This is a genomic window from Marinobacter sp. C2H3 (assembly GCF_037080155.1).
Lineage (GTDB): Bacteria > Pseudomonadota > Gammaproteobacteria > Pseudomonadales > Oleiphilaceae > Marinobacter.
In genome coordinates this window covers 643,674-663,395 of the sequence record NZ_JBBBNZ010000003.1, presented here as the reverse complement: position 1 = coordinate 663,395, position 19,722 = coordinate 643,674, and the positions used below count along the sequence as shown (strand labels likewise).

Sequence of the window (19,722 nt, the reverse complement as noted above, 5' to 3'; positions counted from 1 at the left end):
GAGGCCCGGAGAAAGGGGATGTTCAAACGTATCCCGGTGTTTCACTTCCCGATACAGAAGCTCGAGAAAATATGCCCCAGCAGATCATCCGGTGACAGGTGCCCGGTGATCTCTCCAAGGGCGTCCTGGGCGGCCCTCAGGTCTTCGGCCAGGAGTTCGCCGGCGCCGTAGCCTTCGAGCTGGGCCTGGCCGGCCAACAGCGAAGCCTGGGCCCGTTCCAGGGCGTCCAGGTGCCGGCGGCGGGCCAGGAAGCCGCCTTCGGTGGTGGTCTCAAAGCCCATGCACTGCTTGAGGTGATCCCGCAGGGCGTCCAGGCCTTCGGCGGACTTGGCCGCCAGGCGGATGACCGGCGCGGCGCCGTGCTCGCCCCCGGTGTAACCCGCGGTCTCGCCGGACAGGTCAACCTTGTTTCGAATTACGGTGACCGGCGCGCCGGCGGGCAACTTGTCCACAAAATCCGGCCAGATCGCCTCGGGGCGGGTCCGGTCCGTTGTGGTGGCGTCGACCATCAGCAGGATCCGGTCGGCCTGGCGAATTTCCTCCCAGGCCCGGGCGATGCCGATACGCTCCACCTCATCCGGGCTGTCCCGCAGACCCGCGGTGTCGATGATGTGCAGGGGCATGCCATCGATGTGAATGTGCTCCCGGAGCACGTCCCGGGTGGTGCCTTCGATGGCGGTGACGATGGCCGCCTCCCGGCCGGCCAGGGCATTGAGCAGGCTGGACTTGCCGGCGTTCGGGCGACCGGCAATGACCACCTTCATCCCATCCCGGAGGATGGCGCCCTGCTGCGCCTCGGAAAGAATGTCCCGGACCTGGGCAATCAACCCGGCCAGGTCGCTGCCGACCTTGCCGTCCGCCAGGAAATCGATTTCCTCCTCCGGAAAATCGATGGCCGCCTCCACGTAGATACGCAGATGCGTGACCGCGTCCACCAGCGCATCGACCCGTCGGGAGAACACGCCCTGCATGGAGCGGACCGCGCAGCGGGCGGCCTGCTCGGAGCTGCTCTCGATCAGGTCGGCAATGGCCTCCGCCTGGGCCAGGTCCAGCTTGTCGTTGAGGAACGCCCGCTCGGAAAACTCACCGGGGCGCGCCAGCCGGGCGCCCAGGGCACAGGCGGCTCGCAGCAGCAGATCCAGAACCACGGTGCCACCGTGGCCCTGAAGTTCAAACACGTCTTCGCCGGTGAATGAATGGGGGTTGGGAAAAAACAGGCCAATGCCTTCGTCGATCAGCTCGCCGTCGGCGCCGTGGAACGGCCCGTAGTGGGCGTATCGGGGCCGCGGTGAGTAACCCAGCATGGTGTTGGCAATCGCGAGGGCCTCCGGGCCGGAAACCCGGACAATACCGACACCGGCGCGGCCGGGCGCCGTGGCGATGGCGGCAATGGTATCGGTTTTCATGGTGGGGGCTCCCTTGAACGCAACCTTGAACGCAACAAAGGCTCCCGGAGGAGCCTCTGTTGTATCCGTCAGCGAGTTTGGCCGGCTCAGCTCTTCTTGGCCGCCATCTCGTTCTGGATCTTACGGGTAATGTACCACTGCTGGGTGATGGACAGCAGGTTGTTCACCAGCCAGTACAGGACCAGGCCTGCCGGGAACCACAGGAAGAACACGGTGAACACCATCGGCATCAGCTTCATGATCTTCGCCTGCATCGGGTCCGGCGGTGTCGGGTTCAGCTGGGTCTGCAGGAACATGCTGGCGCCCATCAGGATTGGCAGAATGAAGTACGGGTCCATCTGCGACAGATCATGAATCCACAGGAAGAACGGCGCGTGGCGCAGCTGGACGCTCTCGAACAGAACCCAGTACAGGGCAATGAACACCGGCATCTGTACCAGGATCGGCAGGCAGCCACCCAGCGGGTTGATTTTTTCCCGCTTGTACAGGGCCATCATTTCCTGGGACATGCGCTGGCGATCGTCGCCGTAGAGTTCCTTCAGCCGGCTCAGTTGCGGCGCCACTGCGCGCATCTTGGCCATAGAGCGGTAGCTGGTGGCGGACAGGTGGAAAAACACCGCTTTCACGCACACCGTCAGCAGGATGATGGATACACCCCAGTTGCCCACCAGGCCGTGGAACCATTGCAGGATGTAGAACAGCGGCAGTGAGATGAAGAATAGCCAGCCAAAGTCGACGGTGCGATCCAGGTTCGGGGCCACGTTTTCCAGCCGGTCGATGATCTTCGGACCAACGTAGACCCGGCCGCCGACCTCGGCGCTGTCACCCGGTGCCACATCGGTAGACGGGTAAACAAAGCCCATCACGTTCAGGTTGCCACGATGGGTGGTCTGGAACTGGGCAGGGACGTCCTTGGCGGGAATCCAGGCGCTCAGGAAGTAGTGCTGCAGGAACGCCATCCAGCCGCCGGTGACGGTCTGGTTGACCTTGTTGTCCTTGAGGTCACCGAGGTCGTGTTTCTCGTAAGGATCTTCCGGCGTGCTCACCACCAGCCCCAGGAACGACTTGATGCCCATACTGGTCTGGGCCGTGGGGTCCGGGGTGTCATCACGGACGATCTTGCCGGTGAAATTGGCTTTCCACGGCTTGGCAGACTGGTTGTCGATCAGGTAGTTGACGCCAATCTCGTAGCTGTTCCGGGCAAACTGATACTGCTTGGTAATCTTCACGCCCTGCCCGGTGGTCAGGGTCAGATTCACGGTCAGTTTGTCTTGCCCGTCCTGAAGCTGGTACTGGCTTGCCTCCGTGTTGTAGACCGGCGCATCGCCGTTAGAACGGCTGTCCGGGCCGTCCTGGCCGATCAAACCACTTTCCAGCACGTAGGTTTCGTTGGCGGTATGCTTGAGCAGCGCCATCGGGTCCGGGCTGTTCAGGGACTTGCTGTATTTGAGCAGGGAAGCGCGCACCAGGTTGCCGCTGACCCGGTCAATGGTGATGTCGTACACGTCGGTGCGCACATCCACGTAGCGGTTGTCGGCGGACACGGCGGCCTGGCTCTGGCTGCCGGCATTGCTGGTCTGGGTATCCGGTGTGCTGAGCTCTGCATTCTTTTTGGCGGTGTCCGGTCCCGGCAGGGTCAGGTCATCGGGTGCCTGGCCAGGTGCACTGCCGGTATCGATCTGCGCCGAATCCGCGGCGGTGCGCTGCGGCGGCTGGTGATAATCCTTGTTCCACGCCAGTACCATCAGATAGCTGACTACCGCCAGGCCGGCAAATAACACAATGCGTTTGATGTCCATAGGATTACTGTCTGGTCTGGGAAGTGGGGGAGCAGGTGTCGATACCGGGAACGGGATCGTAGCCGCCGGGGCTCCAGGGATGGCAGCGCCCAAGGCGTCGTAGCGTCAGGTAGCCACCTTTGAAGGCGCCGTGGTGACTAATGGCTTCAACCGCGTACTGGGAACACGTGGGAATGTGCCGGCAGTGGCTCGCCATCATGGGACTGATGGCCAACTGATAGACACGGATGGGAACCAGCAGTAAACGGCGCATTAGGCGGACCCTGTACCGGGCGGCGAGCGGTCTCCGGTGAGGGAGCCTTCGGCGGACCGGACTTTCTTCCGGAGCCGGCGCCAGAGTTCGGTCAAAACGGTGTGAACCTCGGTGTTGTCGAGCTGGGGAAGCCCCTGACGACCGAGTACCACGATATCCAGGGCGGGGAGAGCCGTTTCGTGGCGAAACGTTTCCCGAACTTGGCGTTTGATCCGGTTTCTCTGGACAGCCAGTTTCACGTTCCGCTTGGAGAAGATCAGTCCGACCCTGGCGTGTCCCAGTGAATTGGGTGCCGCCAGGATCAGAAAGTTCCGATGCGGAACCTTGTACGTCACCCGATCAAAGACCTGGCTGTAATCCGCCGGTCGCAGCAAACGATGCGATTTGGGGAAGCCCAGGGTCGTCATCGGGGGAAGTCAAACTCAGGCGCAGAGACGGGCGCGACCTTTCGCACGACGACGGGACAGCACCTTGCGGCCGTTGGCAGTGGCCATGCGGGCACGGAAACCGTGAACGCGCTTACGCTTCAGGACGCTCGGTTGAAACGTTCTTTTCATGATGACGATCTCACAAATCAGGTTTTGGAATTCAGTAACTGGCTGGAAAATGAACAGCCAAAACAGGAGCGGCATTCTATGCAACTGGGGCCGAAAATTCAACGGCTTTGATGCGGCGCGCATCCGTGCTTTCCGATAACTAATGTAATGAGTCTTTTTGAAATTTCTTTTAAGGATATTTATTACTGTTGTTAGGCAGGGCCTTTTCTGTGGAAAACCGGCTTTTTCTCAGGTAAATCCGTTTTTTAGAGCGTTGACAAGGAGGCCGACAAGTCGGTCTGAGCCCTGTTGAAAACGCCAGGACCGATTGTGGGAAAGTCGGCAAACGCCGGATCGCATAAGTTATCCCATGATTCGTCCGAAGGTTGCGCACAGGGCTGAGCCCGGGGCGTGCACAAGGGGCTGTGGGTAACTCTTCTGCGGGTATTTTTCTGTACACAAGCCTGTAGGTAAGTCTGCACGTTTTTGTTTTTCTGAAAGATTAATTTCCACAGGCTGTTCATGAGCGTGTTCAGACCCTTTCACAGAGCTGGCGGCTCAGGGTAGAATCCTGGGTCACCTCGCATTACCGGACGGTGGTCGTCCGGTCAGAGAATGTCTGTGTTTTCGGGAGTGGCCGGTTGTGCCCAACAGTGTCTGGCATCAGTGTCTTGACGTACTCCGGGACGAGTTTCCCGCGCAACAGTTCAATACCTGGTTGCGGCCGTTGCAGTCTGATCATCGTGAAGGCCAGTTGGTGCTGTTTGCGCCGAACCGCTTTGTCATGGACTGGGTCAACGAGAAGTACCTCCGACGTATAGAAGAAGTGCTTAAAGAGTTGAACGGAGGCCAGGCACCCCGCGTAAACATGAAAGTGGGCTCCGCCCCGAGGGCCCAGGCATCCGTGGAACGTGCCGACGATGCCCGTCGCGCGTTCAACGGCGCCGGAACGGCAAGGGACGTTGGCGAGGAAACCGGGGGCCAGGTCACGGAAGAAGAGCGGGGCGTTGCCGCGACCGTATCTACCCCGGTCAATGGCACCGGCAGCCATCCCCGGGAGCGACGGGATGTTCAGGTAGAAGGGGATATCAAGCACCAGAGCTTCCTGAACGAAAGCTTCACCTTTGAGACCTTTGTTGAGGGTAAATCCAACCAGCTGGCCCGGGCGGCGTCCATGCAGGTGGCGGAGAATCCGGGCGGCGCCTATAACCCGCTGTTCCTTTATGGCGGCGTCGGCCTGGGCAAAACCCACCTGATGCACGCGATCGGCAACGAGATCGTGCGCCGGAATCCCCGGGCAAAGGTGGCTTATCTCCGGTCTGAGCGGTTTGTGGCGGATATGGTCAAGGCGCTTCAGTTGAACGCCATCAATGAATTCAAGCGTTACTACCGGTCGGTAGACGCGCTGCTGATTGACGATATCCAGTTCTTTGCTCGCAAGGAACGTTCCCAGGAGGAGTTTTTCCACACCTTCAACGCGTTGCTCGAAGGGGGCCAGCAGGTGATCGTGACCTGTGACCGGTTCCCAAAAGAGATTTCCGATATGGAGGAACGCCTGAAGTCCCGGTTTGGCTGGGGTCTGACGGTGATGGTGGAACCGCCTGAGCTGGAAACCCGGGTGGCCATCCTGATGAAAAAGGCAGAGCAGGCGAACGTCAAGCTGAGCAGCGAAGCGGCGTTTTTTATCGCCCAGAAAATTCGTTCCAACGTTCGTGAGCTGGAAGGCGCCCTTCGTCTGGTGATAGCGAATGCTCACTTCACCGGTTCGGACATTACCCCCCCGTTTATCCGGGAAAGCCTGAAGGACTTGCTGGCGCTGCACGAAAAGCAGGTCAGCATCGACAACATTCAGCGAACCGTGGCGGAGTACTACAAGATCAAGGTGGCGGACCTGCTGTCCAAGCGGCGCACCCGGACCGTCACCCGGCCGCGACAGGTGGCCATGTCGCTGTCCAAGGAGCTGACCAACCACAGCCTGCCGGAAATCGGTGAGGCGTTTGGCGGGCGTGACCACACCACGGTGCTGCATGCCTGCAAGAAGATCGTGGAACTCCAGGAGACTGATCCGGGGATTCGCGAGGACTACCAGAATTTCATGCGATTGCTGACCACCTGACGTGGCGGGCGTTGGCAAGTCGAGATAACCCTTGAACCTACAAACCGAATAAGCCGAGTGCCATGAAACTGACGATCAGCCGTGAATCCTTACTCACGCCACTTCAGAGCATCGCCGGGGTGGTGGAAAAGAAACAGACCATGCCGGTTCTGTCCAACGTGTTGCTGGTGGCGGAGGACAACATCCTGACGCTGACCGGGACCAATATGGAAGTGGAACTGGTGGCTCGGGTCACGCCGGTACATGTGGATCAGCCGGGACGCATCACCGTGCCGGCCCGGAAGCTGGCGGACATCTGCCGCGCGCTCAATGATGAAGCGCCGATCGAGCTGGCGGTGGAAGGTGATCGCCTGCACCTGCGTTCGGGCAACAGCCACTTCACCCTGTCTACCTTGCCGGCGGAGCATTTCCCCAACGTGGAAGACGAGGCCGAGAGCTTCCGGCTGGACGTGCCCCAGAAGGAACTGAGCCGGATGCTGGACGCCACGGCATTCGCCATGGCCCAGCAGGACGTGCGCTACTACCTGAACGGCCTGTTGCTGGAAGTGGCCTCGGACCACGTGCGGACGGTGGCCACCGACGGTCACCGGCTTGCGCTGGCCCACTTTGATACCACCACCGGCAGCGGGGATCTTCGGCAGGTGATCGTACCCCGCAAGGGCGTCCTGGAACTGGCGCGGCTGCTGGACGACGTGGAAACGCCGGTCACCCTGGTGATCGGCGACAACCACCTGCGGGCGACGGTGGGCGCCTACACCTTTACCTCCAAGCTGATCGAAGGCAAGTTCCCGGACTACAACCGGGTGATTCCGAAAGGCGGGGACAAAGTGGTGCTGGCAGATCGGTCGACCCTGAAAAATACTCTGCAGCGCGCGGGCATCCTGTCCCACGAAAACATCCGCGGTGTTCGCCTGAACCTGAGCCCGAACCAGCTCCAGGTCTTCGCCAACAACCCGGACCAGGAACAGGCCGAAGACGCGCTGCCGGTGGAGTACCAGGGCGAATCCCTGCAGATCGGGTTTAATGTAGGGTATTTGGTGGACGTGATGAACGCGCTGGATGAGGCCGAGGTAAAGCTGACCCTGTCAAACCCGAACAGCAGCGCGCTGATCGAAGCGGAGAACGACAACCGGTGCCTGTACGTGGTCATGCCCATGCGGCTGTGATCGGCCGCGCAGGGATCGCGTTGATGATGAAAGGAGAATGCCGCCCATGGGTACGGTAACCAATAGCCTTAAAGGTGCTTTCCGGATTGGCCAGACGCTCTCGGTACTGGGCCGTACCGGGCTGGACTGGGTGCGTGGCGACCGGCCGCCAGCGCCCCGTCTGCTGCGCCAGACCTTTGAATCCCTTGGGGCCACTTACATCAAGCTGGGTCAGTTCATTGCCAGCTCCCCCACGTTTTTCCCCAAGGCGTATGTGGAAGAGTTCCAGTACTGCCTGGATAAGACGCCGAGCCTGCCGTTTGGCGTGATCAAGCGCATCTTGCGGGACGAGCTCGGGCGCCCCCTGGATGAGATCTACGCGGAGATCGATCCGGTGGCGCTGGCGTCAGCGTCCATTGCCCAGGTGCACGCCGCCAAACTGGTGACGGGCGAGGACGTGGTGATCAAGGTCCAGAAGCCCGGGGTGGAAAACATCCTGCTGACGGACCTGAATTTCCTCTACCTTGGCTCCCGCATTCTGGAAACCCTGGCGCCAAAGCTGTCGTGGACGTCCCTGTCTGGCATTGTGGAAGAAATCCAGCGCACCATGATGGAAGAGTGCGATTTCATCAAGGAAGCGAACAACCTGAAGGTGTTCCGGCAGTTTCTCCAGAACACCCACAATGAAGACGCTACCTGCCCGCGGGTTTACGATCATTGCAGCACCCGGCGCGTGCTGACCATGGAGCGTTTTTACGGCGTGCCGCTGACCGACCTGGAAAGCATCCGGGGATACGCGCGGGACCCGGAGCACACCCTGATCACGGCGATGAACACCTGGTTCGCCAGCCTGACCCAGTGCGAGTTTTTCCACGCGGACGTCCACGCGGGCAACCTGATGGTGCTGCGGGACGGCCGGATTGGTTTTATTGATTTTGGCATTGTCGGGCGGATCCGACCGGACACCTGGCAGGCCGTCAGCGACTTCATTTCCACGGTGATGGTCGGCAATTTCGAAGGGATGGCGGATGCCATGATCCGGATCGGCGTGACCCGTCGGACGGTGCGCGTCGCCGACCTCGCGGCGGATCTTCGCCGTCTGTATCAACAGATGGATCGGATGGTTCCGGACGATGTGCCGTATCAAGCCGACAAGGCGGACGACGACGTCAACAACATTCTCATGGACATGGTGAAAGTCGGGGAAAGTCACGGACTGCACTTTCCTCGGGAGTTCGCCCTGCTGCTCAAACAGTTCCTCTATTTTGACCGGTACGTGCACATTCTGGCGCCGGAGATGGATGTGTTCGTGGATGAGCGGCTGACCATGCTGCACTGATCGGCGCCCATGGCCCTGGTTCGCCTTCAGACCGAACACTTTCGAAATCTGGGCCACGATTCTGTGGCCTTCTCTCCCTCCTTCAACCTTCTTTACGGCGCGAACGGCAGTGGCAAGACCAGCGTGCTCGAGGCCATCGGCTATCTGGGCCTCGGGCGCTCGTTCCGCATCAGCCGTCATAAAGCCGTCGTTCGTCACGGCGAAGCCCGGTTCACGGTCTTCGGCGCGCTTGCCGGTTTAGCACCGGTCGTCGGGGAAGGGCCTCATCGGGTTGGGTTGTCCCGGGACGTCGTGGCCAAGGAGACGACGCTGCGGGTCGACGGCGAGAACGTCCGCAGCTTGTCGGAGTTGGCGCGGCACCTGCCGGTGTCGGTGATCGACCCGGGCGTTTTTGAAATCGTGGCCGGGGGACCCGGTTATCGTCGGCAGTTTCTGGATTGGCTGGTGTTCCACGTGGAACCTTCGTTCGCGGCGCTGTGGCAGCAATGCCAGAGAGTCACGTCACAGCGGAATCAAACGCTGAGAAATGGTAGAATTGATGAATCCCTGTTGCGGGTCTGGGACAGCCAGTTCGCTGGCCTGGCAGAGCGCCTGAGTGATTTCCGGCTGGCCGGGTTCGAGCGGTTCCAGCGAGCCTTCCAGGCGCTGATTGCCGAGGTGTCGGTGCCTTGGACGGACGGTCTCCGTCTGGAGTTCTACCCGGGATGGGACCGGCAGCAGGCGCTGATGGATGTGCTCCGTGCGCACCGCGAGCAGGAGCTGAAGGTGGGCCACACGCTTTATGGCCCGAACCGTGCGGACGTCCGGCTGAAGTTCCAGGGCCGGCCGGTGGCGGAAACCTTTTCCCGGGGCCAGCAGAAGACGCTGGTTATCCTCATGAAGATTGCCCAGGGCATGGTGCTGGGGGAAGAAGGCCGGCAGGTGACCTACCTGCTGGACGACATCAACGCTGAGCTGGACGTCGGGCATCGGGCGATGCTGGCCGAGCGGCTCAGCGCCTTGGGCAGCCAGGTCTTTATAACCGCGATTGAGCGACCGGAACCCGAACAGCTGTGGGGCACGCACCGAGCCCCGGAACACCAGATGTTCCACGTGGAACATGGCACATTGACGGAAGAATAAATCGGCGTGGCCCGAACCCGGCATTTGTCCGGACGGACAACCCACGGATCGACGGTCACGACCCTCAGGAGTCACCCAATGAGTGAATCGAACTACAATTCGTCCAGCATCAAGGTTCTGAAGGGACTGGATGCGGTGCGAAAGCGGCCGGGCATGTACATCGGTGATACCGACGATGGTACCGGCCTTCACCACATGGTTTTCGAGCTGGTGGATAACTCCATCGACGAGGCGCTGGCCGGCTACTGCTCGGAAATCGGCGTGATCATTCACCCGGACGAATCGGTCACCGTTCAGGACAACGGCCGTGGCATTCCGACCGACCTCCACGAAGAAGAAGGGGTCTCCGCCGCCGAAGTCATCATGACCGTGTTGCACGCGGGTGGTAAGTTCGACGACAACAGCTACAAGGTGTCCGGCGGCCTGCACGGCGTTGGTGTGTCCGTGGTCAATGCCCTCTCTTCTGAGCTCACCCTGACCATCCGCCGGGACGGCAAAGTCTGGGAGCAGCAGTACACCCACGGCGTGCCCAATGCCCCGCTGGCGCCGGTGGGCGACACCGACGCGTCTGGCACCAAAGTGCGCTTTGTGCCCTCCCCCGAGACCTTCTCCCACATCCGGTTTCACTATGACATCCTGGCCAAGCGTCTGCGGGAGCTGGCGTTCCTGAACTCCGGCGTCCGTATCCGCCTGACCGACGAACGCTCCGGCAAAGAGGAGGTGTTCCAGTACGAGGGTGGTTTGCGGGCCTTTGTGGAGCACCTGAACACCTCGAAGACGCCGCTGAACCGGGTTTTCCACTTCAATCGGGAGCGGGAAGACGGCATCGCCGTGGAAGTGGCGATGCAGTGGAACGATGCGTTCCAGGAAAACATCTACTGCTTCACCAACAACATCCCCCAGCGGGACGGTGGCACCCATCTGGCCGGCTTCCGCGCCGCCCTGACCCGCTCGCTGAACAGCTACATCGAGCAGGAAGGCCTGGGCAAGAAAGCCAAGGTAGCGACCTCCGGTGACGATGCCCGGGAGGGTCTGACGGCCATCGTCAGCGTCAAGGTGCCGGATCCGAAGTTCTCCTCCCAGACCAAGGACAAGCTGGTCTCCTCCGAGGTGAAAACCGCGGTTGAGCAGGAACTGTACCAGAGCTTCAGTGATTTCCTGCAGGAACAGCCGGGCGAAGCCAAGGTCATCGTCAACAAGATGATCGAGGCGGCCCGCGCCCGGGAAGCGGCGCGCAAGGCCCGGGACATGACCCGCCGAAAAGGCGCCCTGGACATCGCTGGCCTGCCCGGCAAGCTGGCGGACTGCCAGGAAAAGGACCCTGCCCTGTCCGAACTGTTCATTGTGGAGGGTGATTCCGCCGGTGGCAGTGCCAAGCAGGGCCGGGACCGGAAAACCCAGGCTATCCTGCCCCTCAAGGGCAAGATTCTGAACGTGGAAAAAGCCCGGTTCGACAAGATGCTGTCCTCTGCGGAGGTGGGCACCCTGATCACGGCCCTTGGCTGTGGCATTGGTCGGGAAGAGTTTGATCCGGAGAAGCTGCGCTATCACTCGATCATCATCATGACCGACGCGGACGTGGACGGCTCCCACATCCGTACCCTGTTGCTGACCTTCCTGTTCCGGCAAATGCGGGAAATCATCGAGCGTGGCCATGTGTTCATCGCCATGCCGCCCCTGTACAAAGTGAAGCGGGGTAAGCAGGAGCAGTACCTGAAGGACGAAAAGGCGAAGGAAGCCTACCTGACCCAGAGTGCTCTGGAAGGCGCGCAGTTGTTCGTGAACCCGGAAGCACCGGCTATCAAGGACTCTGCCCTGGAAACCATGGTCAAGGATTACCAGGCGGTGATGGCGATGATCGATCGCCTGTCCCGGGCCTACCCGGCCAAGGTACTGGAGCAGATGCTGCACAACGTCACCCTGAAGCCGGATGACCTGAAGGATGAAGCCGCCGTGGCCCGGTGGGTCGCGCGCCTGGGTGACGGCCTGCAGCTGGACACCCGCACCGGCACCAAGTACACCTTCTCGGTGGCCCGGGACCAGGAGCGAGGCCTGTATCTGCCCAAGGTCACGCTGACCGTACACGGTATTCCCCACGACCACACCTTCAGCCACGACTTCTTCAGTTCGTCCTCCTATGCCGCCATCGCGCGCATGGGTGAAACCCTGGAAGGTCTGATCGAGGAAGGTGCATTCGTGCAGCGTGGTGAGCGCAAGCAGGCGGTGCTGTCGTTTGAAGGTGCTCTGGATTGGCTGATGAAAGAAGCGCAGCGCGGCCTGAACATCCAGCGCTATAAGGGTCTGGGTGAAATGAATCCGGAGCAGCTCTGGGAAACGACCATGGACCCGGAAACCCGCCGGATGATGAAGGTGACCATCGAGGACGCCATTGCCGCCGACCAGATCTTCACCACCTTGATGGGGGACGATGTAGAGCCCCGCCGGAACTTTATCCAGACCAACGCGCTGGAAGTCACCAACCTGGACGTGTAAACCCGGGTGTCCGGTAACAAAAAACGGCGGGCCGTCGAAAGACGTGCCCGCCGTTTTTTTGGTGCCTGTCTGACGCTGGGTTCAGTGGCAACCGGACCCCTCAGCGGTGCCCGTCTGATTCCCGCTTTTCCGACTTTTTCTTTTCTTTTTCAAGAAGATGGGGCGCCATTACCTCCTCAAGGGTGTGGTCGGTCAGGCGCCGGATGGTGCGCCACAGGTAATAGAAGATCAGCATCATCATGACCATCGACGGAATGGCGATCATCGGGTAGCTAACGAGCGTCATCCGGCCGAGCTCTTCGTTAAACGCTTCGGTACCGGAAGGGCTGTTCACGATCCAGCGGGCCAGCACGTAGTTCATCACCGAGGAAAACGCGAAGGTGCCGGCGAACATGTAGGTGGCGTTCAACAGCCGCCGCTCGAATTCGTTTTCGTTGCCTCGCTCTCGCAGGGTCTGCTGGATTTTATCCACATCCAGCACGGAGGGGTTGTACAGCAAGGTGCGCACCAGCGGGTATTTGGTCCGGGTGGACACCAGTACGGCAATGCCGATGATGGCCGGTACCGCGGCTTCCTTGATGGCGAGCCAGCGGGCGTTCAGCTCGAGCAGGCCAATACCCCCGGTGAGCATGACGCTGATCAGGCCCAGCAGTGCGATGAAATTTTTCTTGCGATAGCGGATCAGTTCAAACAGGCCCCAGGCCAACGGAAACGCCAGCCCCAGAATCAGGGCGTTGACGCTGCCGAGGCGGTCTTCGCCGCTGAATTTCATCAGGATAACGGACGGGATGACGATACTGACCAGCAGGTCGATCCACGGGCGGGGTTTGTGGTCGTGGGCTGGGGAAGACGGTCGGGAGGTCATGAACGCTGCCTGTTGGGTGACACACGGGCAGGCCCGGAGGGGGCACTGCCGGAACGGTTGTCCGGCAGTATACGATGAATCCCGGGGGCCGGGTAACCGCTACGGCTCCAGGCACCGGCAACCCGCCGGCCTATCGTGTTGAGTGCAAGTCGGTGGTGAGTATAGGCGCTCCAAAACGCGCTCCTTGCGGCACGTCCATGTGACGCTTGAGCGGCGCCATCCCTGGCGCCGCACAGTTTTGGAGCGCCTATACTCACCACCGCCGCCGGCCATATACAGGCACCTCAACCCAGCGTCGCGTCAGAAACTCCCGGTCGTGCTCGTCGCGGATCCGCTGGCACCGGTCTGAAGCGTGTTATTCGCGCCGCCCTCCCAGACCTGAAGCGCCGACGGGTCGGATTCGCTCCGTTTCAGGCACTTCCACTCCACGGCGGTGTTGGCCGGCAGGTCAAATTGCCCGGTCCAGGTCGGGTAGCTGACCGGGTCGAGCTTGAGGGCGCTCGCCGGTGACCAGTTGCCCAGCGCCGGCAGGTTGCCAGTCACATACACGCTCTGGCCCAACTGGGTCGTGCCATTGGCGCACTCGAAGGTGACGCTGACGGTCGTCGCCGTGCCACTGCCAGCTCCGGCGCCACCGGACCCGCTCCCGCCGTCACAGGGCGCTCCGATATGAAGCGCGGCGGCGGACATGGCGGGAATATTCAGGTTCACCTGGCCGCCCTGCACCGTCACGCAGGCGTTATCGCCGGCCACGTTTCGATACTGGCCATCCGGCAGCGAGGTGGCGAAGGTTCGTGACAGCGCCCCTCCTTCACGATTGATGGCGACAAAGCCCTTGCTGCCCCGGTTGAACGCAATCTGGTTGTTGCCGTTATCCCACCAGCCGTTCACGCCGGTGCCGTCAGTCGCGTTGCGGAACGCCACCATATTGGCAATCGAGCTCCATCGGTGTTCACAGATCCAGGCCCCGCCGCACTGGGCGCTGCCGTTCTGGTACACCGGCTGAGCCGGCGGCCCCTGGTCGCTGTCGGAGAAGGCGTAGCTGGACATGACTTTCGGGTAGCCGTAGGGCCAGCCCAGCATGAACACGTTGGCCAGGTTATACAGGGCACCGTTCTTGTAGGTCAGCACGTTGCTGCCCCCCGCGCCGTGCCCGCGCTGGTTGTCGTGGTTGTCGGTGAAGACCACGGCGTTGCCACCGGCGATAAAGCCCCAGCTTTCGCCAAAGGCGTTCAGATAAGCCAGGCGCTGATTCTTGAACACGTCACCGATGGATGCGCTGTAGCGAAATTCGGTGACATCGGCGGTGCCGGTATATTCGTTGGCGCTGACCGCCTCGCCGCCCAGGTCGATCACCTCCTGGAACACGTAGAGCGGGTCGGTCACCCGGGACAGGATGCCGGCAATATCCCCAGGCGCCATGTGCTTGGCCGCGTCAATCCGGACGCCTTTGACCCCCAGCGACGCCAGGTGGTTCAGATAGCCCGCCAGGGTGTCCTGCACGTAGTTATCCCCGGTATCCAGGTCCGGCAGCCCGACCAGCTGGCAGGTGCGGACGCGCCCGGCGTTGTTGCCATAATCCTCGGGGTTGATGGTGCAGGGGCTGTGGAAATCGTTGCTGCTGTATATCGGGTAGCTCATGGCGCCGGAATTGTAAGCGGACCCACCGGTGCCCGTACCGCTGCCGTTGGCCATGTGGTTGATCACGGCGTCGGCGTAGACATCCACGCCGGCGGCGTTGCACCGCTGGACCATGTCGGCAAACGCCGCTTCGTCGCCGCTGCGGCTGCTGAGCTGATAGCTGACCGGTTGATAGCGCGTCCACCAGGCGCTGCCCTGGATATGCTCCTGAGGCGGTGACACCTGCACGGCGCTGAAGCCCTTGGGCCCGAGAAAATTCTCGCACTCCTGGGCCACATCGGACCATTTCCATTCGAACAGATGCACAAACACGCCGGCTTCGGCCTGCGTTGCCGGCGCGGTCAGCGCCAGCGCGAGGGCGGCACCGGCCGCCAGTCGGGATAGGGAGATCATGACATGCTCCTGTGTTGTCGTTGTTGTGGTGCATTGTTGCCGGCTTGGGTTGTTGGTTTTTTGTTCAACGGGCCGGTTTATGCACCATGCAATGATCAAGGCGCGTCAGGCACATCCTGAAATAGAAAAAGGGGGGCGTAGTTGCAGGAAGGGTATTGTTTTTTGTCACATCCATGGCCAGGTGAGCGGAGCGGTGAGCTCCGTCAGGAAACTGTCCGGAGCCAGGGATGGCGGAGGCCAAGCGTCACATGGGCGAGGTCGAGCGTTTATGAAGCGAAGCTTCATGCGACAACCGAGCGACTGCAATCTGCGATTGCAGGCTGGACCCCGGAGGGGTGCCGCAAGGAGCGTGTTTCCTGACGGGGCTCACCGCTCCGCTCTTGCACCAAAGCCAAGACAAAAAAAGCCGGGCAAACGCCCGGCCTTTGGTGTCCAAAAGATACGGTACCCGTCAGGCACCCACCTCCTTGAGACACGCCTCGACGATATTGAGTCCTTCGTCCAGCACCTCATCCTCGATGGTTACCGGCATCAAAAAGCGCAGGGTGTTGCCGTACATCCCGCAGCTGAGCAGGATCAGCCCCTTTTCCTTGGCTTTCTTGGTGATGGCACCGGCGAGTTCAGGCATCGGCTTGTGGGACGCTTTGCTTTCCACCAGCTCAAACGCCGCCATGGGGCCAAGGTTGCGGGCGTTATCCACATGCTCGAACTGGTCCTGCCACTGGCTGAACCGTTGCTTGAGTTTATCCCCCAGGCGCTGGCTCTTACCCAGGATGTCCTCTTCCTTGATCACGTCGAATACCGCCAAGGCTGCGGCGCAGGCGGTCGGGCTGCCGGTGTAGGTGCCGCCCAGTGAGTTCGGGCCGGAGGAATCCATCACCTTGTCGGTACCCACGACGGCAGAAATGGGCATGCCGTCCGCCATGGATTTGGCCATGGTCATGATGTCCGGCTCAACGCCGCTGTGCTCGATGGCGAACAGCTTGCCGGTCCGGCCAAAGCCGCTCTGCACTTCGTCGACGATCATCAGGATGTCGTTCTCGTCGCAGATCTTGCGGATGGCTTTCAGGAAACTGGTTGGCGCCGGGTAGAACCCCCCCTCACCCAGGACCGGTTCTAGCACGATGGCTGCGGTCTCGTGGGCCGGGGAATCGGCCTTCATGGTCATCGCCAGGCCGCGCAGCGCGTCTTCCTCGGTGATGCCGTGGTACGACACCGGGTATGGCGCGCGATAGACCAGACCGGGCATGGGTCCAAAGGACGTCTGGTAAGGCGCGGCCTTACCGTTCATGGCCATGGTGAAGAAGGTACGGCCGTGGTAACCGCCGTCAAAGCAGATCACGTTGTTCTTGCCGGTGGCGGCCCGGGCAATCTTGACGGCGTTTTCCAGGGCCTCGGCGCCGGAGTTGGCCAGCATCACCTTGCCGTGGCCTTTCACCGGCACCATTTCACTCAGCTTCTGGGCGACTTTCACGTAGCCCTCGTAGGGCATCACCGTCTGGCAGGTGTGCATCAGCTTGTCCAGCTGCGCCTTGACCGCCTCCACCACTTTCGGGTGCCGGTGGCCCACGTTGAGCACGCCGATGCCGCCGGCAAAGTCGATCATCCGGCGCCCGTCGGCGTCCCAGACCTCCGCGTTCAGTGCATGATCGGCAAACTGCTCATTGGGACTTGCTGCGCCCGCCGCAACGTAACGTTCTTTGAGTGCCTGCAATTCTTGATTGCTCACTTTGCGATCCTCCTGTTCTGGAGTGAGTAGGTTTACACCCCAGTGTAAGGAGTACGGCGGCCCGCCACAAACCGACCAATGGGTCAGTCGGCGGGGGCATCCCGGAATTGCAGGCTCGCGAGCCGTCGATAGAGGTCACTGGTGCGCAGCAGCTCGTCGTGCCGGCCCACGGCCAGCAGGCGGCCCTGGTCCATCACCGCAATGCGGTCGGCGTCCCGGACCGTGGCCAGGCGGTGGGCAATCACCAGGGTGGTACGGCCGGCGGTGAGAGAGGGCATGGCCTGCTGGATCAGATGTTCGCTTTCCGCGTCCAGGGCACTGGTGGCTTCGTCCAGAAGCAGGATGGGCGCGTCGGCCAGCAGCGCCCGGGCGATGGCCAGGCGTTGACGCTGGCCGCCGGACAGTCCCTGCCCGCCGTCTCCGAGGGGTGTGTCGTAGCCCTGGGGCAAGGCCTGGATGAACTCATGGGCGTGGGCGATGCGGGCGGCCTGCTCGATGTCCCCCCCAGAGGCGTCCGGGCGGGCGTAGCGCAGGTTATCCGCTACCGTGCCGTGGAACAGGGCCGGGTTCTGGGGCACCAGGGCAAAGCACCGGCGCAGGTCGGTCAGTGCCACCGTGGCGGTGTCCACCCCGTCCAGGAGAATGCGCCCGGCGGTGGCCGGGTAGAACGCCAGCAGCAGATCGAACAGGGTGGATTTGCCGGCGCCGGACGGGCCGACCAGCGCCAGGGTTTCGCCGGGGTGAATCGTCAGCGAGAGCTGATCAATCGCCGGCGTGCCCGTCCGCCCCGGGTAACAGAAAGTCAGATCCTCCAGGACCAGCGCGCCGGTCACCCGGGCCGGCAGTGTGGCGGTGGCGGCATCGGGGTGCCGATCCGGCGCCGTTTGAAGCAGTTCAAACAGCCGGGCGGCGGAGCCGGCAGCGCGTTGCAGCTCCCCGATCACTTCGCTGATGGCGCCGGCGGCGACCCCGACAAGTAGGCTGTAAAACACAAACGCGGCCAGCTCCCCCGGGCTGATGCGCCCGTGGATCACATCCAGGCCGCCAATCCAGATCACAATGCCGACAGCGCCCATCACCAGGGAAATGGCCAGTGTGGTCAGCCAGGCCCGTTGGCGGATGCGCTGGCGGGCGATGTCAAAGGCCCGTTCGGACACCTCGGAGAAGTACTGGCGGTCGTGGGGTTGGTGGTTGAACGCCTGTACTGTTCTGATCTGGCTGAGATTTTCCCCCACGTAGCTGCCTACATCCGCGACCCGATCCTGGCTCAAGCGGGACAGCGCCCGCACCCGTCGGCCGTAGAACAGGATGGGCGCGATCACCAGGGGAAACCCCAGCAGGATGATGCTGGCCAGCTTGGCGTTGGTGACGAACAACAGCGCCAGCCCGCCCACCAGCATGAGCGCATTGCGCAGGGCGATGGAGACGGTCGAGCCGATCACCGACTGCAGCACCGTGGTGTCGGCGGTAAACCGGGACTGGATTTCCAGGGCCCGGTTCTGCTCGAAGAACCCCGGGGTCAGATCAATCAGGTGGTTGAACACGGTCTTGCGGATGTCCGACACCACCCGCTCGCCAATCCAGGACACCAGATAAAACCGGGCAAACGAGCCGAACGCCAACCCCAGCACCAGAATGAAGAACAGGCCAATGGCCCGGGCCAGGGCCGCGGGTGATTCGGTGGCCAGCCCCTGGTCGACCAGGATGCGCAGCCCCTGCCCCAGGCCCAGGGTGATGCCAGCGGTGAACACCAGCGCGACCAGGGCGCCGGCAACGGCGTTGCGATAAGGGCGAATGAAGCCGGTGACCAGGGCCAGGGCCTTGCGGTGGCGTTCCTGCATCATGCCTGGTACACCACCACCCGATTTCGGCCCTGGTCCTTGCCCTGGTAGAGCGCCCGGTCGGCCCGCACGACCAGGTCACCGGCGTCGGTATCGGCGGCGTCGACGGTGGCAACGCCACAGGTGATGGTGCCGCGCAGGTCCCCCGACCCGTCAAACCGGAGCCCCTCGATGGCGGTGCGGATTCGCTCGGCCAGGGCCCGGGCCTGCTCGGTGGTGCTGCTGGTCACCAGCAGGGCAAATTCCTCGCCGCCGATCCGGGCGAACGTATCGGTGCTGCGCAGCTCTGTCTGGACCCGCTGGCTGAACTGTTGCAGAACCCGGTCGCCGACGCTGTGGCCGAAGCGGTCGTTGACGGTCTTGAACCAGTCGAAATCCATCAGGATCAGGCTGTACACGGTGCCCTGGCGTTGGAAGCGCTGAAACTCCGAGGACAAAATCTCCATGAACCGCCGGCGATTGGCGGCCCCGGTCAACTCGTCCGTGGTGGCGAGGTTGCGCAGTTTCGCTTCCAGGGTCTTCTGGGCGGTGACGTCCAGGATGGCGCCGTGCCAGAGCACGGTGCCGTCGTCCTCGAACTCCGGCCGGGCCTGGCCAAACACCCAGATCACCTGGCCGTGGTTGATGACCCGGTATTCGCAGGTCCAGTCGTATCCGGTGCGGCGGGACAGCTCAATGGAATCGCTGACCATCTTGCGGTCGTCGGGATGGATGACATCGAACACGATGCTCGCGTCCTGCGTTACCTGGTCCGGGGTGACGTCGTAGATGCGCTCGATGCCGGCGCTGGCGTAGGGGAAGCGAATGGTGCCGTCCGGACGCATTTCAAACTGATAGATCACCCCGGGAATGAGCGACGCCATTTTCTCAAGACGGTCAATGGTGGCCTGCTGTTCGGCCCGTGTCGCTTCCAGGGCACGGATCGCGTCATCGGGGCTCAGGGACGCGTCAAGGGCATCCTCGGGGGCGTCGGTCATGGTCGGAGCAATCAAGAAAGGGGGCGTCCTTTGATCATAGTTGAGGTTGTCCGCAAATACGACAGAT

The 19,722-nt window shown here is 61.9% G+C and carries 15 protein-coding genes; 5 read left to right on the top strand and 10 right to left on the bottom strand.

The window, feature by feature from the left end; all coding sequences use genetic code 11:
- Positions 1 to 41: 41 nt before the first annotated feature.
- The 5 genes from mnmE to rpmH all read right to left on the bottom strand — a co-directional run bounded on the left by mnmE (position 42) and on the right by rpmH (position 4,015).
- A complete protein-coding gene (mnmE, locus tag V3388_RS12360; RefSeq protein ID WP_336367856.1) occupies positions 42 to 1,406 on the bottom strand; it encodes a tRNA uridine-5-carboxymethylaminomethyl(34) synthesis GTPase MnmE in 1,365 nt (454 codons plus the stop codon).
- Between the two features lie 86 nt (positions 1,407 to 1,492).
- The gene (gene yidC / locus V3388_RS12355) at positions 1,493 to 3,205 is read right to left on the bottom strand and encodes a membrane protein insertase YidC (RefSeq protein WP_336367855.1); all 1,713 of its coding nucleotides are present in this window, start codon (positions 3,203 to 3,205) and stop codon (positions 1,493 to 1,495) included.
- Between the two features lie 4 nt (positions 3,206 to 3,209).
- Positions 3,210 to 3,458, bottom strand: a complete 249-nt coding sequence (yidD, locus tag V3388_RS12350) for a membrane protein insertion efficiency factor YidD (protein ID WP_336367854.1) — start codon at positions 3,456 to 3,458, stop codon at positions 3,210 to 3,212.
- Positions 3,458 to 3,865: a ribonuclease P protein component gene (rnpA, locus tag V3388_RS12345; RefSeq protein WP_336367853.1), complete on the bottom strand. Its 408-nt coding sequence runs from the start codon at positions 3,863 to 3,865 to the stop codon at positions 3,458 to 3,460. The genes yidD and rnpA overlap by 1 nt, the downstream gene beginning before the upstream one ends.
- A 15-nt stretch (positions 3,866 to 3,880) precedes the next feature.
- Positions 3,881 to 4,015, bottom strand: a complete 135-nt coding sequence (rpmH, locus tag V3388_RS12340; protein ID WP_336367942.1) for a 50S ribosomal protein L34 — start codon at positions 4,013 to 4,015, stop codon at positions 3,881 to 3,883.
- Positions 4,016 to 4,637: 622 nt separating this feature from the next.
- On the opposite strand from rpmH, the gene dnaA reads away from it, so the two are divergent.
- The 5 genes from dnaA (at position 4,638) to gyrB (ending at position 12,209) form a co-directional block, all read left to right on the top strand.
- Positions 4,638 to 6,110 carry a chromosomal replication initiator protein DnaA gene (gene dnaA, locus V3388_RS12335; protein ID WP_336367852.1) on the top strand — a complete coding sequence of 491 codons (1,473 nt, stop codon included), beginning with the start codon at positions 4,638 to 4,640 and terminating at the stop codon, positions 6,108 to 6,110.
- Between the two features lie 62 nt (positions 6,111 to 6,172).
- Entirely contained in the window at positions 6,173 to 7,276 is a 1,104-nt protein-coding gene (dnaN, locus tag V3388_RS12330) for a DNA polymerase III subunit beta (RefSeq protein ID WP_336367851.1), read from the top strand.
- Positions 7,277 to 7,322: 46 nt separating this feature from the next.
- Positions 7,323 to 8,594, top strand: a complete 1,272-nt coding sequence (locus V3388_RS12325; RefSeq protein WP_336367850.1) for an ABC1 kinase family protein — start codon at positions 7,323 to 7,325, stop codon at positions 8,592 to 8,594.
- Between the two features lie 9 nt (positions 8,595 to 8,603).
- Entirely contained in the window at positions 8,604 to 9,716 is a 1,113-nt protein-coding gene (gene recF / locus V3388_RS12320) for a DNA replication/repair protein RecF (protein WP_336367849.1), read from the top strand.
- Between the two features lie 78 nt (positions 9,717 to 9,794).
- The gene (gene gyrB / locus V3388_RS12315) at positions 9,795 to 12,209 is read left to right on the top strand and encodes a DNA topoisomerase (ATP-hydrolyzing) subunit B (protein WP_336367848.1); all 2,415 of its coding nucleotides are present in this window, start codon (positions 9,795 to 9,797) and stop codon (positions 12,207 to 12,209) included.
- Between the two features lie 100 nt (positions 12,210 to 12,309).
- Here the strand turns inward: gyrB and V3388_RS12310 are convergent, their stop codons facing one another.
- The 5 genes from V3388_RS12310 to V3388_RS12290 form a co-directional block, all read right to left on the bottom strand.
- Complete coding sequence (locus V3388_RS12310) at positions 12,310 to 13,074, bottom strand: VC0807 family protein (protein ID WP_336367847.1); 765 nt, start codon at positions 13,072 to 13,074, stop codon at positions 12,310 to 12,312.
- 300 nt (positions 13,075 to 13,374) lie between these two features.
- Positions 13,375 to 15,108, bottom strand: a complete 1,734-nt coding sequence (locus V3388_RS12305; protein ID WP_336367846.1) for a carbohydrate-binding module family 20 domain-containing protein — start codon at positions 15,106 to 15,108, stop codon at positions 13,375 to 13,377.
- 451 nt (positions 15,109 to 15,559) lie between these two features.
- Positions 15,560 to 16,837 (bottom strand): 4-aminobutyrate--2-oxoglutarate transaminase, encoded by a 1,278-nt coding sequence (gene gabT, locus V3388_RS12300; RefSeq protein WP_336367845.1) that lies wholly within the window; start codon positions 16,835 to 16,837, stop codon positions 15,560 to 15,562.
- 83 nt (positions 16,838 to 16,920) lie between these two features.
- A complete protein-coding gene (locus V3388_RS12295; protein WP_336367844.1) occupies positions 16,921 to 18,681 on the bottom strand; it encodes an ABC transporter transmembrane domain-containing protein in 1,761 nt (586 codons plus the stop codon).
- Positions 18,678 to 19,670: a GGDEF domain-containing protein gene (locus tag V3388_RS12290; RefSeq protein ID WP_336367843.1), complete on the bottom strand. Its 993-nt coding sequence runs from the start codon at positions 19,668 to 19,670 to the stop codon at positions 18,678 to 18,680. Before V3388_RS12290 ends, V3388_RS12295 begins: the two co-directional genes overlap by 4 nt.
- Positions 19,671 to 19,722: the final 52 nt, after the last annotated feature.

Coding starts and splice junctions, on each gene's coding strand:
- V3388_RS12310 (WP_336367847.1), bottom strand. CDS start 13,074: ATGACCTCCCGACCGTCTTCCCCAGCCCACGACCACAAACCCCGCCCG.
- mnmE (WP_336367856.1), bottom strand. CDS start 1,406: ATGAAAACCGATACCATTGCCGCCATCGCCACGGCGCCCGGCCGCGCC.
- rpmH (WP_336367942.1), bottom strand. CDS start 4,015: ATGAAAAGAACGTTTCAACCGAGCGTCCTGAAGCGTAAGCGCGTTCAC.
- rnpA (WP_336367853.1), bottom strand. CDS start 3,865: ATGACGACCCTGGGCTTCCCCAAATCGCATCGTTTGCTGCGACCGGCG.
- V3388_RS12305 (WP_336367846.1), bottom strand. CDS start 15,108: ATGATCTCCCTATCCCGACTGGCGGCCGGTGCCGCCCTCGCGCTGGCG.
- V3388_RS12325 (WP_336367850.1), top strand. CDS start 7,323: ATGGGTACGGTAACCAATAGCCTTAAAGGTGCTTTCCGGATTGGCCAG.
- V3388_RS12295 (WP_336367844.1), bottom strand. CDS start 18,681: ATGATGCAGGAACGCCACCGCAAGGCCCTGGCCCTGGTCACCGGCTTC.
- dnaN (WP_336367851.1), top strand. CDS start 6,173: ATGAAACTGACGATCAGCCGTGAATCCTTACTCACGCCACTTCAGAGC.
- recF (WP_336367849.1), top strand. CDS start 8,604: ATGGCCCTGGTTCGCCTTCAGACCGAACACTTTCGAAATCTGGGCCAC.
- gyrB (WP_336367848.1), top strand. CDS start 9,795: ATGAGTGAATCGAACTACAATTCGTCCAGCATCAAGGTTCTGAAGGGA.
- yidD (WP_336367854.1), bottom strand. CDS start 3,458: ATGCGCCGTTTACTGCTGGTTCCCATCCGTGTCTATCAGTTGGCCATC.
- yidC (WP_336367855.1), bottom strand. CDS start 3,205: ATGGACATCAAACGCATTGTGTTATTTGCCGGCCTGGCGGTAGTCAGC.